At 62.0% G+C, this 17,511-nt stretch carries 16 protein-coding genes; 12 read left to right on the top strand and 4 right to left on the bottom strand.

From position 1 onward, the window contains the following. Window positions 1-44 precede the first annotated feature (44 nt). The 3 genes from J3P92_RS03745 to J3P92_RS03735 all read left to right on the top strand — a co-directional run bounded on the left by J3P92_RS03745 (window position 45) and on the right by J3P92_RS03735 (window position 2,981). Entirely contained in the window at window positions 45-500 is a 456-nt protein-coding gene (locus J3P92_RS03745; RefSeq protein WP_039594307.1) for a MaoC family dehydratase, read from the top strand. A 93-nt stretch (window positions 501-593) separates the two neighbouring features. Next, window positions 594-2,312: a C13 family peptidase gene (locus tag J3P92_RS03740; protein ID WP_420767344.1), complete on the top strand. Its 1,719-nt coding sequence runs from the start codon at window positions 594-596 to the stop codon at window positions 2,310-2,312. Window positions 2,313-2,339: 27 nt separating this feature from the next. Next, window positions 2,340-2,981: an oxidoreductase gene (locus J3P92_RS03735; protein ID WP_420767345.1), complete on the top strand. Its 642-nt coding sequence runs from the start codon at window positions 2,340-2,342 to the stop codon at window positions 2,979-2,981. 155 nt (window positions 2,982-3,136) lie between these two features. Here the strand turns inward: J3P92_RS03735 and J3P92_RS03730 are convergent, their stop codons facing one another. The 4 genes from J3P92_RS03730 to J3P92_RS03715 form a co-directional block, all read right to left on the bottom strand. Next, window positions 3,137-3,421, bottom strand: a complete 285-nt coding sequence (locus J3P92_RS03730) for a YceK/YidQ family lipoprotein (protein ID WP_045157038.1) — start codon at window positions 3,419-3,421, stop codon at window positions 3,137-3,139. Further along, window positions 3,414-4,061 (bottom strand): flavin prenyltransferase UbiX, encoded by a 648-nt coding sequence (ubiX, locus tag J3P92_RS03725; RefSeq protein WP_420767346.1) that lies wholly within the window; start codon window positions 4,059-4,061, stop codon window positions 3,414-3,416. The genes J3P92_RS03730 and ubiX overlap by 8 nt, the downstream gene beginning before the upstream one ends. Next, entirely contained in the window at window positions 4,058-5,407 is a 1,350-nt protein-coding gene (mpl, locus tag J3P92_RS03720) for a UDP-N-acetylmuramate:L-alanyl-gamma-D-glutamyl-meso-diaminopimelate ligase (RefSeq protein ID WP_434562118.1), read from the bottom strand. Before mpl ends, ubiX begins: the two co-directional genes overlap by 4 nt. 119 nt (window positions 5,408-5,526) lie before the next feature. Beyond that, the gene (locus tag J3P92_RS03715) at window positions 5,527-7,431 is read right to left on the bottom strand and encodes a sigma-54-dependent Fis family transcriptional regulator (protein ID WP_434649927.1); all 1,905 of its coding nucleotides are present in this window, start codon (window positions 7,429-7,431) and stop codon (window positions 5,527-5,529) included. Between the two features lie 470 nt (window positions 7,432-7,901). On the opposite strand from J3P92_RS03715, the gene exaC reads away from it, so the two are divergent. From exaC to J3P92_RS03670, 9 genes are all read left to right on the top strand, one after another. Then, window positions 7,902-9,422, top strand: coding sequence for an acetaldehyde dehydrogenase ExaC (gene exaC, locus J3P92_RS03710; protein ID WP_434562114.1), 1,521 nt, complete (start codon window positions 7,902-7,904; stop codon window positions 9,420-9,422). A gap of 232 nt (window positions 9,423-9,654) precedes the next feature. Continuing rightward, window positions 9,655-11,103, top strand: a complete 1,449-nt coding sequence (eat, locus tag J3P92_RS03705; protein WP_434609370.1) for an ethanolamine permease — start codon at window positions 9,655-9,657, stop codon at window positions 11,101-11,103. 57 nt (window positions 11,104-11,160) lie between these two features. Further along, the gene (locus J3P92_RS03700; RefSeq protein ID WP_434609367.1) at window positions 11,161-12,555 is read left to right on the top strand and encodes an ethanolamine ammonia-lyase subunit EutB; all 1,395 of its coding nucleotides are present in this window, start codon (window positions 11,161-11,163) and stop codon (window positions 12,553-12,555) included. Window positions 12,556-12,566: 11 nt separating this feature from the next. Next, window positions 12,567-13,391 (top strand): ethanolamine ammonia-lyase subunit EutC, encoded by an 825-nt coding sequence (gene eutC / locus J3P92_RS03695; RefSeq protein WP_434649925.1) that lies wholly within the window; start codon window positions 12,567-12,569, stop codon window positions 13,389-13,391. A 106-nt stretch (window positions 13,392-13,497) separates the two neighbouring features. Then, a complete protein-coding gene (locus J3P92_RS03690; protein ID WP_420767353.1) occupies window positions 13,498-13,959 on the top strand; it encodes a GNAT family N-acetyltransferase in 462 nt (153 codons plus the stop codon). Window positions 13,960-14,347: 388 nt separating this feature from the next. Next, entirely contained in the window at window positions 14,348-15,004 is a 657-nt protein-coding gene (locus tag J3P92_RS03685; RefSeq protein ID WP_434562106.1) for a DedA family protein, read from the top strand. A 7-nt stretch (window positions 15,005-15,011) separates the two neighbouring features. After that, on the top strand, window positions 15,012-15,824 hold the full coding sequence (locus J3P92_RS03680) for a zinc-dependent peptidase (RefSeq protein WP_420767355.1): 813 nt from the start codon (window positions 15,012-15,014) through the stop codon (window positions 15,822-15,824). A gap of 121 nt (window positions 15,825-15,945) precedes the next feature. Then, window positions 15,946-16,473 carry an inorganic diphosphatase gene (ppa, locus tag J3P92_RS03675; RefSeq protein WP_434649924.1) on the top strand — a complete coding sequence of 176 codons (528 nt, stop codon included), beginning with the start codon at window positions 15,946-15,948 and terminating at the stop codon, window positions 16,471-16,473. Window positions 16,474-16,666: 193 nt separating this feature from the next. After that, entirely contained in the window at window positions 16,667-17,398 is a 732-nt protein-coding gene (locus J3P92_RS03670; protein ID WP_420767356.1) for a LexA family transcriptional regulator, read from the top strand. Window positions 17,399-17,511 lie beyond the last annotated feature (113 nt).

Genomic DNA, 17,511 nt, shown 5'->3' with positions numbered 1-17,511 from the left:
CTCCGTTCCATAAAAGCAGGACAGATGAACCAAGGAGAGTCTCAATGCCCTACGTTCCCGTTACAGCGCTCAAGGATTATGTCGGCAAGGAACTGGGATGTTCCGACTGGCTGACCATCGACCAGGACCGCATCAACCTGTTCGCCGAAGCCACCGGCGACTTCCAGTTCATCCATGTCGACCCGGTCAAGGCCGCGCAGACCCCGTTCGGCAGCACCATCGCCCACGGTTTCCTGTCGCTGTCGCTGATGCCCAAATTGATGGAAGACATCCTGATCCTGCCCGAGGGTGTGAAGATGGTCGTCAACTACGGGCTCGACAGCGTGCGCTTCATCCAGCCGGTGAAGGTCGACTCCAAGGTCCGGCTCAAGGTCGATCTGGTGGACGTGACCGAGAAAAAACCTGGCCAATGGCTGCTCAAGGCCACCGCCACGCTGGAAATCGAAGGTTCGGAAAAACCGGCCTACATCGCCGAGCCACTGTCGCTCTGCTTCGTGTAGACCCTCGCGGTCGCGAAACCGCTCATGCAGTTTCGCATCGCGTCAACGCGCATAGCTGCGGCATACTCGTCGCCTGATTACCTGGATCCCGTTATGCGCGCACTTGTACCCCTGACCCTGGCCCTCCTGCTCACAGCCTGCGGCGATGGCGAATCGCTGCTGCCTCCCGATGCACGCCTGCCCGATGGCGGGCGTTATCGCGGCGACCTGGTGGACGGCCTGTTGCAAGGCCAGGGACGCATCGATTACCCCAACGGCAGCTGGTACGCCGGCCAGTTCGACAAGGGCCAGTGGCACGGCACCGGGGAGTGGCATGGCAGCAATGGCGAGGTCTATCGCGGCCAATTCGAGCAAGGCCTGTTCCATGGCCAGGGCAGCCTGACCACACCGACCAGCAGCTACACCGGCGGCTTCAAGCAAGGCCGGCGGGACGGCGAAGGGACGCTCAAGGAAAACGGCATGACCTACCGGGGCGAATTCAAGGCCGACCGTTACTCCGGCCTCGGGCGTCTCGAACTCGACGATGGCAGCCAGTATCAAGGCCCGTTCGCCAACGGCAAGCCCAACGGCGAAGGCCAGCGCTTCGATGCCAGCGGCAACCAGTTCACCGGGCATTTCGTCGACGGCCAGCTCCAGGGCAAGGGCACGTTCAACAGTGCCGAAGGCGACGTTTACATCGGCGGTTTCCGCAACAACCAACTCAACGGTCGGGGGCGTTATGAAAATGCCGACGGCGATGTCTGGATCGGCCAGTTCAAGGACGGCGCGCTGACCGGCAAAGGCGAACTGATTGGCGCGGACGGCAGTCATTATCTCGGCCAGTTCAACGAATGGCGCTTCACTGGCGAGGGCCGCCTCAACCTACCCGACGGCAGCTTCTACGTGGGCCAGTTCGAAAGCGACAGCTACCACGGGCGCGGCACCTTGGTACTGACCGACGGCACGGTGCAAAGCGGCACCTGGGCCAACGGCCTGCGGATACGCGACGCCGACGGCAAGCTGCTGCCGGACGTGCTCGAACGCGGCATCCTGGCCCAAGGCCGCCTGCTCGACGAAGCGCTGGCCGATATCCCCGCGTCGACGCCTGAGGTGGAACTGTACAGCCTGACCCTGGGCGGCGACGGCAAGCAGAGCGTGTTCCTGCGTGAGTCCGACTACGTTGCCAATATGCTTGCCAGCCGTTTCGGCGCGACCGGCCAGATCCGCCTGGTGAACCACCGCGATCACCTCAGCGACCGGCCCATGGCCAGCCGCGAAAGCCTGCGCCGCGCCGCCGTCACTTTGGCCGAGCGCAGCGGCCCGGAAGACCTGATATTCATCTACCTGACCAGCCACGGCACCAGCGAGCACGAACTGGTGCTCGACCAACCTCGCATGGAACTGGCCGACCTGCCCGCCGACGAATTGGCCGTTGTCCTGGCGCCGCTCAAGCATCGCGACAAGATCGTGGTGATCTCGGCCTGTTATTCCGGTGGGTTCATTCCGGCGCTCAAGGATGAACGCACGTTGATCATGACCGCGTCCCGGGCCGACCGGGTGTCATTCGGCTGCTCCGAGGAGGCCAACTTCACTTATTTCGGCGACGCCCTGTTCGCCCAGGCGCTGAACCAGACCGACGACCTGGAGCAAGCGTTCAAGCGCGCCAAGGGCATCGTTGCCGAACGCGAGCAGGCGGACAATTTCGAAGCCTCGGAACCGCAGATCTGGGCGCCGAGGACGGTGCTGTCCCACTGGCAATTGCTGCGCAAGCAACAAGCGCGAAAAGCATTGCGAAGTGCTGCATTGAACGACGAGGGCAAAAAGAGCAACTAAGCTGAACCGTATCAAGGGGGAGACACTATGTACTTGACGCCTCAGCATGTTTTGCTCGCCGGCGCGACCGGATTGACCGGGGAACATCTGTTGGATCGGCTGCTCAATGAGCCGACCATCACCCGGGTACTGGCGCCTTCCCGCCGGCCACTGGCCGAGCATCCGCACTTGGAAAATCCGGTTGGGGAACCGGCCGAGTTGCTGCAACGGCTCGAAGGCCCGGTCGACATCGCCTTCTGCTGCCTCGGCACCACCATCAAGAAAGCCGGCTCCGAACAGGCGTTTCGCGCCGTGGACCTGGACCTGGTGGTGGCCTTCGCCAAACGCGCCCGGGAGCTGGGCGCGCGGCATCTCATCGTGATCAGTGCGTTGAATGCCGACGCGAAGTCGTCGATCTTCTACAACCGGGTCAAAGGCGAAATGGAGGCGGCCCTCAAGGCCCAGGATTGGCCGCAACTGACCATCTGCCGCCCTTCCCTGCTGCTCGGCGAGCGGGTTGAACCGCGCCTGGCCGAGCAACTGGCCGGGCCGTTGTCCAAGCTGATTCCCGGCAAGTACCACGGTATCGAAGCCTGCCAACTGGCCCGGGCCATGTGGCGTCTGGCGCTGGAAGAGCAGGATGGGGTGCGGGTGGTGGAGTCGGATGAGTTGCGCAGGCTTGGGAAATGATTCTGTAGCGCCTGCGTGGATGCATAGTGGCGAGGGAGCTTGCTCCCGCTCGACTGCGCAGCAGTCGCCTTGGATCTCAGGGGAAAAAGCTGGGGGCTTCTCCGCAGCCCAGCGGGAGCAAGCGCCCTCGCCACAGGTTGTGAGGCAATTGCTTGCTACAACCCCCCAGTCGCCTGGAACCCCACACCCAACGCCGTAAACAACGACAACGGCAACAACAAAGTATCGAGCAACGCGCTCCCAGGCAGATCGAGGCCCGGATAGCTCGGCGCCTCAGCGCCAAAGCGGTCCTTGGCGCAGCAACCGCCGTTCAGCGCATAAAGATCCAGGCGCGTCCCGGCGTACACCACCGGCGCACCCGGCTTGGCGGCGTCGAGGGTGCGGGCGGTGGCGCAACCGGTCAGTTGCAACGCCAGCAACACCGCCAGCAGCTTATTCATCGCTGCTCAAATGATGCTCGCCCCAACGTGGCAGCATGTCTTGGGGAATGTTCATCAGGTTGAGGATCCGGGCGACCACGAAATCGATCAGGTCATCGATGGTCTGTGGCTGATGATAGAAACCCGGCGAGGCCGGCAAAATGGTCACGCCCATGTTCGACAGCTTGAGCATGTGCTCCAGGTGAATGCTCGAATACGGCGCTTCCCGGGGCACCAGGATCAACTGGCGACGCTCCTTGAGCGTGACGTCCGCCGCCCGTTCGATCAGGTTGTTGCAGGCACCGGTGGCAATCGCCGACAGCGTCCCGGTGGAACACGGCACCACCACCATCGCCGCTGGCGCGCCGGAGCCGGAGGCCACCGGCGACATCCAGTCTTCCTTGCCATACACACGAATCTGCCCCGCCGCCGCTCCGGTGTACTCGGTGAGGAAGGCCTGCATCATCTGGGTCTTGGGTGGCAAGGTCACGTCGGTCTCGGTGGCCATCACCAGTTGCGCGGCCTTGGAGATGAGGAAATGCACTTCGCGGTCTTCGCGCACCAGGCAATCGAGCAAGCGCAAGCCGTACTGGGCGCCGGACGCACCAGTCATCGCCAGCGTGATGCGTTCCGGGCCATTGCCCTGCAAGCGAGTGTTCATTTCAGCGCCTCGGCCAGTTTGCCGTGCAGGCCGCCGAAGCCGCCATTGCTCATGATCACCACGTGGGTACCGGGCTGGGCCTGGCTTTTGACGCGTTCGATGATGCCTTCCAAGGAATCGCTGACAATCGACGGCACCGTACACAGCGCGGCGGTGGCGGCCAGATCCCAACCCAGGTTGGCCGGCGCATACCAGATCACCTGGTCGGCATCGACCACGCTTTCCGGCAAGCCGTCGCGGTGGGCACCGAGCTTCATGGAATTGGAGCGCGGCTCGATGATAGCGATCAACGGCGCATCACCGATGCGCTTGCGCAAGCCATCGAGGGTGGTGGCAATAGCCGTCGGGTGGTGGGCGAAGTCGTCGTAAATGGTGATGCCGCGGACTTCGGCAACCTTTTCCATCCGCCGTTTCACGCTTTTGAACGCGCTCAACGCGGCGATGCCCATGGACGGCACCACGCCGACATGCCGGGCCGCCGCCAGGGTCGCCAGGGCATTGGCGACGTTGTGCTGGCCGGTCATGTCCCACTCGACCACGCCTTGGGGCTGGCCTTCGAACATCACTTCAAACTCAGAGCCGTCATCCTTGAGCAGCTTGACCTGCCACTGACCGCCCGCACCGGTGGTTTGCACCGGCGTCCAGCAGCCCATTTCAATGACGCGCTGCAACGCCGGCTCGGTAGTCGGGTGGATCACCAGGCCTTCGCTGGGGATGGTGCGCACTAAGTGGTGGAATTGCCGCTCAATGGCCGGCAAATCGGGGAAGATGTCCGCATGATCGAACTCGAGGTTATTAAGGATCGCCGTGCGTGGACGGTAGTGGACGAACTTCGAGCGCTTGTCGAAAAATGCGCTGTCGTACTCATCGGCCTCGATCACGAAGAACGGCGTGCCACCCAGGCGCGCCGACACCGAGAAATTCTGCGGCACGCCACCTATCAAGAAGCCCGGGCTCATGCCCGCGTGCTCCAGCACCCAGGCGAGCATGCTGCTGGTGGTGGTCTTGCCGTGGGTGCCGGCCACGGCCAGGACCCAACGACCCTGCAGCACATGGTCGGCCAGCCATTGCGGCCCGGACACGTACGGCAGGCCTTTGTTGAGCACGTACTCCACCGCCGGGTTGCCACGGGACATGGCATTGCCGATGACCACCAGGTCCGGCGCCGGGTCCAGCTGTGCCGGGTCATAGCCCTGGGTCAACTCGATGCCCTGGGCTTCCAGCTGAGTGCTCATGGGCGGATAGACGTTGGCGTCGGAACCCGTCACGTGATGGCCTAATTCCTTCGCCAAAACCGCCATCGAACCCATGAAAGTGCCGCAAATACCGAGAATATGGATGTGCATAGTCGACCTCGTAAACATGGCCGCAGGTTAGCGTAGGGAGGGGAAAATCGCACCTTGTGTTTAGCCTTCACCGAGATCCACCGTGGGAGCGAGCCTGCTCGCGAAGGGCCGCGACGCGGTTATCGGGCAATCGCGTGCTTGCGCAGTTTGCGGTAGAGGGTATTGCGGCTGATCCCCAGCTGTTCAGCTGTGTGGGTCATATGCCAGCGCTGGCGCTCTAGCGCATCGAGCAACGCCAGCCGCTCGGCATCTTCCAGCGGGTGTTCTGTCGGGGCTTCTACCTGCTCCACCGGGCATTGGCGGATCATCGCCGGCAAGTCTTCCAAACCAATCCGCCCGCCGTCGCATAACGCAGCGAGGGTACGCAGCACATTGCGCAGCTGCCGGACGTTGCCCGGCCAATCGAAGCCCAGCAACGCCTGGCGCGCCGGCTCGTCGATAAACACCGTCTCGGCGCCGCTCTCTTCAGCCAACAGGAAATCCAGCAGCTGAGATTTGTCACTGCGCTCACGCAACGCCGGCAACGGGATTTCCAAGCCATTGAGGCGGTAATACAGATCCTCGCGAAAACTGCCATCGCGCACCCGGTCGAGCAATTGCCGGTGAGTGGCGCTGATGATGCGTACGTTCACCGCCTCGGGTTCGCCGCCAATGGGCACCACGAGGCGATCTTCCAGCACCCGCAGCAAGCGAGTCTGCAAGGCCAGCGGCATGTCGCCGATTTCATCGAGAAACAGCGTGCCGCCGTCGGCCTGTTGCAACTTGCCGCGCATGCCCTCTTTTCTCGCGCCGGTGAAGCTGCCGCCGCGATAACCGAACAGCTCGCTTTCGATCAGGCTTTCTGGAATCGCGGCGCAGTTGAGGGCGACGATGTTTTTCTCGGCGCGCTGGCTGGCATGGTGCACAGCCTTGGCAAACGCCTCCTTGCCGGAGCCGGTCTCGCCGTGGATCAGCAGCGGCACATCGCGTTCGTAGACCCGCAGTGCCTTGCGAAAATGTTCCTGCAACGCCGCATCCCCCAGGCAGATCCCCGGCAGACGTGCCGACTCGATGACTTTGAGGGCCGGCGCGACCGGGGCCGGGACGCTACGCGGCTGGCCGCGCAACACGGCAAACAGATGTCGGCCGTCACGGGTGCGCAACGGCCAACTGGCGCTGGCCTGGGCACTGGCCCGGCCCATCAGCTCATCCAGGGAACAATCAAAAAAGTCTTCGACCCGCTGACCAAGCAAGCCGCCACGAATGTGCCCGAGCAAGTTCAGCGCGCTCTGGTTCACCGCGCAGATCCGCCCTTCGCCGTCGAACGCCATCAGCCCTTCGCTGAACAGCCCCACGGACTCGGCCTGCAAGTGGAAGCGCAGCAACCATTGATTGTCGAAGCAACGCAGGAAATAACAGCTCTCGATCATCTTCGCCGAGAGATTGACCAGGGCCATCGTGTGGAACTGGCTCTGGCGCGACACGTCTGGCCGGGCCGAGGACACATCGAGCACCGCCAGCAGTTCGCCATGAGGGTCGAACACCGGGCTCGCCGAGCAGGTCAAGCCGGTGTGACGGCCGCGAAAATGTTCTTCCTGGTGGATGGTCAGGGCTTGGCGTTCCACCAGGCAGGTGCCGATGCCGTTGGTGCCTTCGCAGGCTTCGCTCCAGTCGGCGCCCAGCCAAAGGCCGGCCCGCTCGAAAATTTTTCGCTCGCTGGGGGCAGTGACGCAGTTGAGGATCACGCCCCGAGCGTCGGTGAGCAGCACAGCGTGGCCGGCGCCGGAGAGTTGCTGATGCAGGCTGGTCATTTCCGTGCCGGCGATATGCAGCACTTGCTGCAAACGCTCGCGGCTTTCCAGCACGCGGCCATGTTCAAGCACCGTCGGCGCCAGGTTCTGCGCCGGGTCGAGGTGATAGTCCTCAAGGCAGCGCAGCCAGGAACGGGCAATCGACGGATCGCTGCCAGGCCCCTGCAAATGGGCCTTGCCCTGGGTGACCGTCAAGACTTGCTGGGCATGGCGACTCAAATGGTTGCTGTGCATTTCTTATTGTTCTCCCCGAAGGACCTTTTTGGACCTGCAGACACATTGCCCCGTGGCGAGGGAGCTTGCTCCCGCTGGGCTGCGCAGCGGCCCCAAAACCTGAGCACGCGGTGCATCAGGTTGACCGAGTTGGCTTTGGGGGACCGCTTCGCGATCCAGCGGGAGCAAGCTCCCTCGCCACATAAGCGGTCCGCCCATGGCCTCGCCGTCGAAGCCAGCATCCTCCAGCCCACCGACCTTTGCAATGCTGGCGCGACCTGCCGGTCACAGACTGTCTCAGCCATGGCACAAACTGTCACACCCTGCGTATCGCAACCGTGACACAGCCCCTCCGTTTGTCTGACGAATTCCTCCCAAAGTCTTGATTTCCGGGCCCTGCAAGGCAATGGCCCAACCTTTGCTCTAGGCTTAAGTACCAGCGCGAATTTGCGCGGCTCCCTAATAAGCACAAAAGCCAAGGAGAACTCATCATGCGTTACGCTCACCCCGGTACTGAAGGCGCTATCGTTTCGTTCAAGGCCAAATACGGTAACTACATCGGCGGCGAGTTCGTCGCGCCTGTCAAAGGTCAGTACTTCACCAACACTTCGCCGGTCAATGGCCAGCCCATTGCCGAATTCCCGCGCTCCACGGCCGAAGACATCGACAAAGCCCTGGATGCCGCTCACGCCGCCGCTGATGCCTGGGGCGCTACGTCGGTCCAGGCCCGTTCGCTGATCCTGCTGAAAATCGCCGACCGCATCGAAGCGAACCTCGAAACCCTGGCGATCACCGAATCCTGGGACAACGGCAAGGCCGTGCGTGAAACACTCAACGCCGACATCCCATTGGCAGCCGACCACTTCCGCTACTTCGCCGGTTGCCTGCGAGCCCAGGAAGGCAGCGCCGCCGAGATCGACGGCAACACCGTGGCCTATCACATCCATGAACCATTGGGCGTGGTCGGGCAGATCATCCCGTGGAACTTCCCGCTGCTGATGGCCGCCTGGAAACTCGCCCCGGCTCTGGCCGCCGGCAACTGTGTGGTACTCAAGCCGGCCGAGCAAACCCCGCTGGGCATCTGCGTGCTGATGGAACTGATCGGCGACCTGCTGCCACCGGGCGTGCTGAACGTGGTGCAAGGTTTCGGCAAGGAAGCCGGTGAAGCCCTCGCCACCAGCAAGCGCATCGCCAAAATCGCCTTCACCGGTTCCACCCCGGTGGGCTCGCACATCATGAAATGCGCCGCCGAGAACATCATCCCGTCCACCGTGGAACTGGGCGGCAAGTCGCCGAATATCTTCTTCGAAGACATCATGCAGGCCGAGCCAAGCTTCATCGAAAAAGCCGCCGAAGGCCTGGTGTTGGCGTTCTTCAACCAGGGCGAAGTCTGCACCTGCCCATCCCGCGCCTTGGTGCAGGAGTCGATCTACGACGAATTCATGCAAGTGGTGATGAAGAAAATCGAGCAGATCAAGCGCGGCGACCCGCTGGACACCGACACCATGGTCGGCGCCCAGGCATCCGAGCAGCAATTCGACAAGATTCTTTCGTACTTGGAAATCGCCAAGGGCGAAGGCGCGCAACTGTTGACCGGCGGCCAGGTGGAGAAACTCGAAGGCAACCTTTCCAGCGGTTATTACATCCAGCCGACCCTGCTCAAGGGCACCAACAAGATGCGCGTCTTCCAAGAAGAAATCTTCGGCCCGGTGGTGAGCATCACCACCTTCAAGGACGAAGCCGAAGCCCTGGCCATCGCCAACGACACCGAGTTCGGCCTCGGCGCGGGCCTCTGGACCCGCGACATCAACCGCGCCTACCGCATGGGCCGGGCGATCAAGGCCGGTCGCGTCTGGACCAACTGCTACCACCTGTACCCGGCCCACGCCGCGTTCGGTGGCTACAAGAAGTCCGGCGTCGGGCGCGAGACGCACAAGATGATGCTCGACCACTACCAGCAGACCAAGAATCTGCTGGTGAGCTACGACATCAATCCGCTGGGGTTCTTCTAAGTAAAATAGGGCGAGGCAGGCAACCCTGCTTCGCCCTTTAGATTGCCTTCGCGAGCAGGCTCGCTCCCACAGGGATTTGTGGATAACTCTTCTTCAGGGTTGGAACCGATCCACTGTGGGAGCGAGCTTGCTCGCGATGGCGGCGGCACATCCAGCACAGCTACAACTGAATCACGCGTCATGAGCAAGCCCGCTTCACAGGGCCAAAAAAAATAAAAACAGGTGAACCCTTATGCCAAGCGATCATGCAACCCCGCAACCGGCAACGTCCTCGGTCGATTTCGAAAAAGTCGGCTCCGAATATTTCCAACAACGTGAACTGAAGAAAGGCGCGGCGGGCTGGGTCCTGCTGGTGGGCCTGGGCGTGGCCTATGTCATTTCCGGCGACTACGCTGGCTGGAACTTCGGCCTGGCCCAGGGCGGCTGGGGTGGGATGTTCCTCGCCACGCTGCTGATGGCCGCGATGTACCTGTGCATGTGTTTTTCCCTCGCCGAGCTGTCTTCGATGATCCCCACCGCCGGCGGCGGCTACGGTTTTGCCCGCAGCGCATTCGGGCCTTGGGGCGGATTCCTCACGGGAACCGCGATCCTGATCGAATACGCCATTGCCCCGGCGGCGATTGCCGTGTTCATCGGCGCCTATTGCCAGTCGCTGTTCGGCATTGGCGGCTGGATGATCTACCTGGCGTTCTACATCATCTTCATTGCCATCCACATTTTCGGCGTCGGAGAAGCCCTCAAGCTGATGTTCATCATCACCGCCGTCGCCGCCCTGGCACTGGGGGTTTTCCTGGTGGCGATGGTGCCGCACTTCAACGTCGCCAACCTGCTGGACATTCCGGTCACCGAGGCCGCTGGGGCCAGTTCGTTCCTGCCGTTCGGCTACGTCGGCGTCTGGGCGGCCATCCCTTATGCGATCTGGTTTTTCCTCGCCGTGGAAGGCGTGCCGCTGGCCGCTGAAGAAACCAAGAACCCCAAGCGCGACCTGCCGCGCGGCCTGATCGGCGCGATGCTGGTGCTGGTGGCCTTTGCCCTGCTGATTCTGGTGATCGGCCCGGGCGGCGCGGGCTCCAACGCGTTGATGGCGTCGGGCAACCCACTGGTGGAAGCCCTGGCCAAGGCCTACGGCGGCTCGACCTGGATGGGCAACTTCGTCAACCTGGTCGGCCTGGCCGGTTTGATCGCCAGTTTCTTCTCGATCATCTACGCCTACTCGCGGCAGATATTCGCGCTGTCCCGCGCCGGCTACCTGCCGCGCAAACTCTCGGAAACCAATAAAAGCAAAGCGCCGGTCCTGGCGTTGGTCATCCCCGGCATCATCGGTTTCGGCCTGTCCTTGACCGGCCAGGGCGACCTGCTGATTCTGGTGGCGGTGTTCGGCGCGACCATTTCCTACGTGCTGATGATGGCCGCGCACATCACCCTGCGCATCCGTCGCCCCAAAATGGACCGGCCATACCGCACGCCGGGCGGCATCTTCACCTCGGGCGTGGCGCTGGTGCTGGCGTGTATCGCCGTGGTGGCGGGCTTCCTGGTCGATCCTCGGGTGGTGATCGGCGCCGCGATCATCTATGGAGTGTTAATTGCTTACTTTGCTTTCTACAGTCGGCATCACTTGGTCGCAGGCACGCCCGAAGAGGAATTCGCGGCCATTCAAAAAGCCGAAGAAGCCTTGCACTAAGCCGTAACGTGCCGAAAAACACGGCGCCGCCCAGCGGCGCCGTCACGGAGAACCTGTATGGCCAGTTTTGCACACACGGTCGGCGCCCAGACCTACCGCTTCGACAGCCTCAAAGACCTGATGGCCAAGGCCAGCCCGGCGCGTTCCGGGGATTTCCTGGCCGAGATCGCCGCGCTCAACGATGGCGAGCGCGTGGCCGCGCAAATGGCCCTGGCTGACTTGCCCCTCAGCCATTTCCTGCAAGAAATGCTGATTCCTTACGAGGCCGACGAAGTCACCCGTTTGATCGTCGACACTCACGACAAACAAGCTTTTGCCGTCGTCAGCCACCTCACGGTCGGCGGTTTTCGCGATTGGCTGCTCAGCGAAGCCGCCGACGAACAGAGCCTGCGGGCACTGGCTCCTGGCCTGACGCCGGAAATGGTCGCCGCCGTGTCGAAAATCATGCGCGTGCAAGACCTGGTGCTGGTGGCGCAGAAAATCCGCGTGGTGACCAAGTTTCGCGGCACCCTCGGCCTGCGCGGGCGATTGTCCACGCGCCTGCAACCCAACCACCCCACCGACGAACCCGCCGGCATCGCCGCGAGCATCCTCGACGGCCTGCTCTTCGGCAACGGCGACGCCATGATCGGTATCAACCCGGCCACTGACAGCACCGCCTCGATCTGCGCCATGCTGGAAATGCTCGACGCCATCATCCAGCGCTACGACATCCCCACCCAAGGTTGCGTGCTGACCCACGTCACCACCTCCATCGAAGCGGCGAACCGGGGCGTGCCCCTGGACCTGGTGTTCCAGTCCATCGCCGGCACCGAAGCGGCCAACGCCAGTTTCGGCATCAGCCTGAACATTTTGAAGGAAGGCTACGACGCAGGGCTCAGCCTGAATCGCGGCACCTTGGGCAACAACCTGATGTATTTCGAAACCGGCCAAGGCAGCGCGCTGTCGGCCAATGCCCACCACGGCGTCGATCAACAGACCTGCGAGACGCGGGCCTACGCCGTGGCGCGACATTTCAACCCGTTCCTGGTGAACACGGTTGTAGGCTTCATCGGTCCGGAATACCTCTACAACGGCAAACAAATCATCCGCGCCGGCCTCGAAGACCACTTCTGCGGCAAGCTGCTCGGCGTGCCGATGGGCTGCGACATCTGCTACACCAACCACGCCGAAGCCGACCAGGACGACATGGACACCCTGCTGACCCTGCTGGGCGTGGCCGGGATCAACTTCATCATGGGCATCCCCGGCTCCGACGACATCATGCTCAACTACCAGACCACCTCGTTCCACGACGCCCTCTATGCCCGCCAGACCCTGGGCCTCAAGCCCGCGCCGGAATTCGAAACCTGGCTGGCGAACATGGGCATCTTCACTCAGGCCGATGGCCGGGTGCGGTTCGGCGACAACCTGCCACCGGCGTTTCGTCACGCCCTCGCGCATTTGGGATAAGAGACCTGCCCATGGATAAAAACCCCGTCGACTCGCAAAACCCTTGGCTGAACCTGCGCAACCTCACCCCGGCGCGCATCGCCCTGGGCCGCACCGGCACCAGCCTGCCCACCTCGGCGCAACTGGACTTCCAATTCGCCCACGCCCAGGCCCGCGATGCGGTGCACCTGGCGTTCGATCACCAGGGCATCCGCGCACAACTGACTGAGCGTGGCCGTGAAAGCCTGTTGCTCCACAGCGCAGCCAGCGACCGCAATAGCTATCTACAACGCCCGGATCTGGGTCGACGGCTCGACGACGCCTCCGCGCAAATCCTTCAGGACTACGCCGCCGCCCATCCCGGCGGTGTGGACTTGGTCATTGTGGTGGCTGACGGGCTGTCAGCGCTGGCGGTACATCGCCATACGCTGCCGTTCCTGGCGCGCCTGGAAGAACAGATCGCCGCCGAAGGCTGGTCTGTGTCGCCCATCGTTTTGGTGGAACAGGGCCGCGTCGCGGTGGCCGATGAAGTGGCGCAGCGGCTCGGCGCAAAAATGTCGGTGATCCTGATCGGTGAACGCCCCGGCCTCAGCTCCCCCGACAGCCTGGGGCTGTATTTTACCTACGCCCCCAAGGTCGGCCTGACCGATGCGTATCGCAACTGCATCTCCAACGTGCGCCTCGAAGGCCTGAACTATGGCATGGCGGCCCATCGCCTGATCTATCTGATGCGCGAGGCCTGTCGCCGACAGCTCTCGGGGGTCAATCTGAAGGACGAAGCCCAGGTAAACACTTTAGAGGCGGAAAACGGTGCCGATATGAAAGGTAATTTCCTACTGGCGCCGCCCCCAAGCTGAACCTGTCATGCAATTGCGCTTTTGATCCGCTTTCAGGCAGCATCTGGGCACGGCAGTCCGCCGTTGTTGTCAGACTTGATGTCGACCTTTGCAGACGAGACCTACCATGCGGATTATCCAAGCGACGCTGGAACACCTGGACCTGCTGACCCCATTGTTCGTCAAATACCGGGAGTTCTACGGCTCGCTGCCTTTTCCGGACTCGTCCCGGGCCTTCCTGGAAAAACGCCTGCGCCGCAAGGAGTCGGTGATCTACCTGGCCCTGCCGGATGACGACGACAGCAAGTTGCTCGGTTTCTGCCAGCTCTACCCCAGCTTCTCGTCGCTGTCGCTCAAGCGCGTTTGGATCCTCAACGACATCTACGTCGCCGAAGACGCCCGCCGCCAACTCGTCGCCGACAACCTGATCCGCACCGCAAAAAAAATGGCCAAGGAAACCAACGCCGTCCGCATGCGCGTCTCCACCAGCAGCAACAACGACGTCGCGCAGAAAACCTACGAGTCGATCGGCTTCAAGGAAGACTCCGAGTTCAAGAACTACGTGCTGCCGATCAGTGAAGGGCTTTGACCCCTGCGGCTAGATGAAGCCTCTGTGGCCAGATGAAACCTTGTGACTGAGTGAAACCCTCGTGGCGAGGGAGCTTGCTCCCGCTGGGCTGCGCAGCAGCCCCAAAACCTGAGCACGCGGTACATCAGGCCGACCGAGCTGCCTGCTTTGGGACCGCTACGCGGTCCAGCGGGAGCAAGCTCCCTCGCCACAAAATCGGTCCGAGCCACGCCTCATCCAGCCAGTCCCCTTGGAAATCCCCCGCTACAAACTCAACACGCGCTTCACAATCCCCACCGTATAATGCCGCTCTTCCCTGCTTGTAAGAAAAAGCTACACACCCTGTAGCCCATACTCAAAGCCAGACCCACCAGCCCCGCCGAGTCGGGCCGCCACCAAGGTGTTACGCATGGATTTCAACCCCCTCGACCTCATCCTGCATCTCGACGTCTACCTCGACATGCTGGTGACCAACTACGGGACGTGGATCTACGCCATCCTGTTCCTGGTGATCTTCTGTGAAACCGGCCTGGTGGTCATGCCGTTCCTGCCGGGCGACTCCCTGTTGTTCATCGCCGGCGCCGTAGCCGCTGGTGGCGCCATGGACCCGGTACTGCTGGGGGGCCTGTTGATGCTCGCGGCCATCCTCGGCGACAGCACCAACTACCTCATCGGCCGTACCGCTGGCGAAAAACTGTTCAGCAACCCCAACTCGAAAATCTTCCGCCGCGACTACCTGCAGCAGACCCACGATTTCTACGATAAACACGGCGGCAAAACCGTGACCCTGGCGCGCTTCCTGCCGATCATCCGCACCTTCGCGCCCTTCGTCGCCGGCGTCGGAAAGATGAACTACCTACGTTTCTTCGGCTTCAGCGTCCTGGGCACCATCCTATGGGTTGGCGGCCTGGTGACCCTCGGCTACTTCTTCGGCAACGTGCCCTTCATCAAGCAAAACCTGTCGCTGCTGGTGGTGGGCATCATCCTGCTGTCGTTGCTGCCGATGATCATTGGCCTGGTGCGCAGCAAGATGAGCCAGCGCGGCTCAAAAGCCGAAACGCGCTGATCGCTCCATGTGGTCCTTGAGCAACTGGCGCCGCCGACGCGCCCTCGCCAAACACCCCGTGGCCGAGGACACCTGGCAACGGGTGCGCCAGCAATTGAGCTTCCTCGACGGCATCAGCGCCGAAGAAGACCAATGGCTGCGTGAAGCCTGCGTACTGTTCCTGCACGACAAACACCTCACCGCCCTGCCCGGCGTCGAACTGCACCAGGAACAACGCCTGCTGCTTGCCGCCCAGGCCCAATTGCCGCTGATGCACCTCGGCGACCTGAACTGGTACCAGGGCTTCCACGAAATCGTCCTCTACCCCGACGACTTCCTCAGCCCCCAGCGCTACCGCGACGCCAGCGGCATCGAGCACGAGTGGGACGGCGAACACAGCGGCGAAGCCTGGCCCCAAGGCCCGATCATCCTGGCCTGGGACGGCGTGATGGCCAGCGGCGGCTGGGACGGTTACAACCTGGTGATCCACGAACTGGCGCACAAACTCGACATGCTCAACGGCGACGCCAACGGCCTGCCACCGCTCCACGCCGACATGCGCGTCAGCGACTGGGCCGACGCCATGCAACATGCATTCGATGATCTGGACCGCCAACTCGACCACAACCCCGACGCAGAAACCGCCATCGATCCCTATGCCGCCGAAAACCCCGCCGAGTTCTTCGCCGTCACCAGCGAATACTTCTTCAGCGCCCCGGATCTGCTGCACCAGGCCTATCCTCGGGTGTATGAACAGCTCAAGGCGTTTTACCGCCAGGATCCGTTGGCCCGGCTGCGGCAACTTCAGGCCGAAGATCCGGTCTATCAGGCGTCATACTAAGGTCTAGGGCAAAGCCCAAGACCCTGGTAGCGTGGCAACAGCGGCCGAATATGCCTATAATCGCCGCCACTTTTTGGTCAATCCGACCAGTCATCTGGTCAACTAACGGGGGCACCGCCCAATGAGCTACAGCAAGATTCCGGCTGGCAAAGACCTGCCGAACGACATCTACGTCGCGATCGAAATCCCGGCCAACCACGCCCCGATCAAATACGAAATCGACAAAGACAGCGATTGCCTGTTCGTTGACCGTTTCATGGCCACCCCGATGTTCTACCCGGCCAACTACGGTTACATCCCCAATACCCTGGCCGACGACGGCGACCCCCTCGACGTGCTGGTCGTAACCCCTTACCCAGTGGCTCCAGGCTCGGTCATCCGCGCCCGTCCAGTCGGCATTCTGAACATGACCGACGACGGCGGCGGCGATGCCAAAGTCATCGCAGTACCCCACGACAAACTGTCGCAACTGTACGTCGATGTGAAGGAATACACCGACCTGCCACCACTGCTGATCCAGCAGATCGAGCACTTCTTCGCGAACTACAAAGACCTCGAAAAAGGCAGGTGGGTCAAGATCGAAGGCTGGGCCGGCGCAGACGCCGCCCGCGAAGCGATCACCAAGTCGGTTGCCGCCTACAAAGGCTGAGACCGAACTTAAAAAGAACCCCGGTTAACCGGGGTTTTTTTATGCTTGGACCCTGGCTAATACAACTTCGTATTACCAGCGTTTACCTGCGTTTATCCCGCTAGTTTTGGTTCCTGCAAACGGAAAGATCATCTTATAAATTCACACGACATGTTTATTGCCGAAAGCACAGTCGCCCCTAAACTTTCCGTTTATGAAAATACATTCCAGTGGCGACCGCTTCAGAGCCCTTCTCAAAGAAGCCAACATCCGATCCGCCGACTTCGCGAAGTTGTACGGCGTAAAATCGCAGCATGTAAATAACTGGTTCAACCGTGGCATCCCACCGGGACGCATCTACAGCATCGCCGGCCTGCTCACCGTCAGCCCGCAATGGCTCGCCACCGGTGAAGGCCCGCAAACCCCACTGGGCCTCGGCCCCGGCACCACCTATGAAGCCGCCGAAAACGACGGCGTCTACAGCGTGGCGGAAACCACGGACATCGAACTGCCGTTCTACAAGGAAGTCCCGATTGCCCCCGGCGAAACCAAAACTTACATCACCGAAATCCCCGATCAATCCATCCGCCTGCCCCGCACCCACCTAGAATCCCTGGAAATCGACCCCAGCGACGCCATCTGCACCACCATGGTCGGTGACAGCATGGCCGAACGCATCGAAGACGGCTCCACCCTCGCCATCGACCGGGGTCTGACCCAAATCGTCGACGGCCAAATCTACGCCCTCGAACACGACGGCATGCTGCGCATCAAATACCTGCACCGCATCCCCGGTAACCGACTTCGGCTGCGCAGCCACAACAGCGCCGCCTACCCCGACGAAGTCTTCAGCGCCGAACAGATCGACGCACAACACATCCACGTGATCGGCTGGGTGTTCTGGTGGTCAACCCTCAACAAACAGAGACCGCCGGTGTCCGATTGACTTCCCAACGGCAGGGATCGCTTTTCGTGGCGAGGGAGCTTGCTCCCGCTGGGCTGCGCAGCAGCCCCCCGCTGTTCCCCCTGATTCACCCCTAACCCAATGATTCCACACCA

This window comes from Pseudomonas sp. D3-27, assembly GCF_051132165.1.
GTDB lineage: Bacteria > Pseudomonadota > Gammaproteobacteria > Pseudomonadales > Pseudomonadaceae > Aquipseudomonas.
The sequence above is the reverse complement of the archived record's forward strand: the minus strand, read 5'-3'. Positions and strand labels throughout refer to the sequence as shown.

Excerpts from the sequence above, each read along its gene's own strand:
- J3P92_RS03745 (WP_039594307.1), top strand. The coding sequence starts at position 45 with ATGCCCTACGTTCCCGTTACAGCGCTCAAGGATTATGTCGGCAAGGAA.
- J3P92_RS03740 (WP_420767344.1), top strand. The coding sequence starts at position 594 with ATGCGCGCACTTGTACCCCTGACCCTGGCCCTCCTGCTCACAGCCTGC.
- J3P92_RS03735 (WP_420767345.1), top strand. The coding sequence starts at position 2,340 with ATGTACTTGACGCCTCAGCATGTTTTGCTCGCCGGCGCGACCGGATTG.
- J3P92_RS03730 (WP_045157038.1), bottom strand. The coding sequence starts at position 3,421 with ATGAATAAGCTGCTGGCGGTGTTGCTGGCGTTGCAACTGACCGGTTGC.
- ubiX (WP_420767346.1), bottom strand. The coding sequence starts at position 4,061 with ATGAACACTCGCTTGCAGGGCAATGGCCCGGAACGCATCACGCTGGCG.
- mpl (WP_434562118.1), bottom strand. The coding sequence starts at position 5,407 with ATGCACATCCATATTCTCGGTATTTGCGGCACTTTCATGGGTTCGATG.
- J3P92_RS03715 (WP_434649927.1), bottom strand. The coding sequence starts at position 7,431 with ATGCACAGCAACCATTTGAGTCGCCATGCCCAGCAAGTCTTGACGGTC.
- exaC (WP_434562114.1), top strand. The coding sequence starts at position 7,902 with ATGCGTTACGCTCACCCCGGTACTGAAGGCGCTATCGTTTCGTTCAAG.
- eat (WP_434609370.1), top strand. The coding sequence starts at position 9,655 with ATGCCAAGCGATCATGCAACCCCGCAACCGGCAACGTCCTCGGTCGAT.
- J3P92_RS03700 (WP_434609367.1), top strand. The coding sequence starts at position 11,161 with ATGGCCAGTTTTGCACACACGGTCGGCGCCCAGACCTACCGCTTCGAC.
- eutC (WP_434649925.1), top strand. The coding sequence starts at position 12,567 with ATGGATAAAAACCCCGTCGACTCGCAAAACCCTTGGCTGAACCTGCGC.
- J3P92_RS03690 (WP_420767353.1), top strand. The coding sequence starts at position 13,498 with ATGCGGATTATCCAAGCGACGCTGGAACACCTGGACCTGCTGACCCCA.
- J3P92_RS03685 (WP_434562106.1), top strand. The coding sequence starts at position 14,348 with ATGGATTTCAACCCCCTCGACCTCATCCTGCATCTCGACGTCTACCTC.
- J3P92_RS03680 (WP_420767355.1), top strand. The coding sequence starts at position 15,012 with ATGTGGTCCTTGAGCAACTGGCGCCGCCGACGCGCCCTCGCCAAACAC.
- ppa (WP_434649924.1), top strand. The coding sequence starts at position 15,946 with ATGAGCTACAGCAAGATTCCGGCTGGCAAAGACCTGCCGAACGACATC.
- J3P92_RS03670 (WP_420767356.1), top strand. The coding sequence starts at position 16,667 with ATGAAAATACATTCCAGTGGCGACCGCTTCAGAGCCCTTCTCAAAGAA.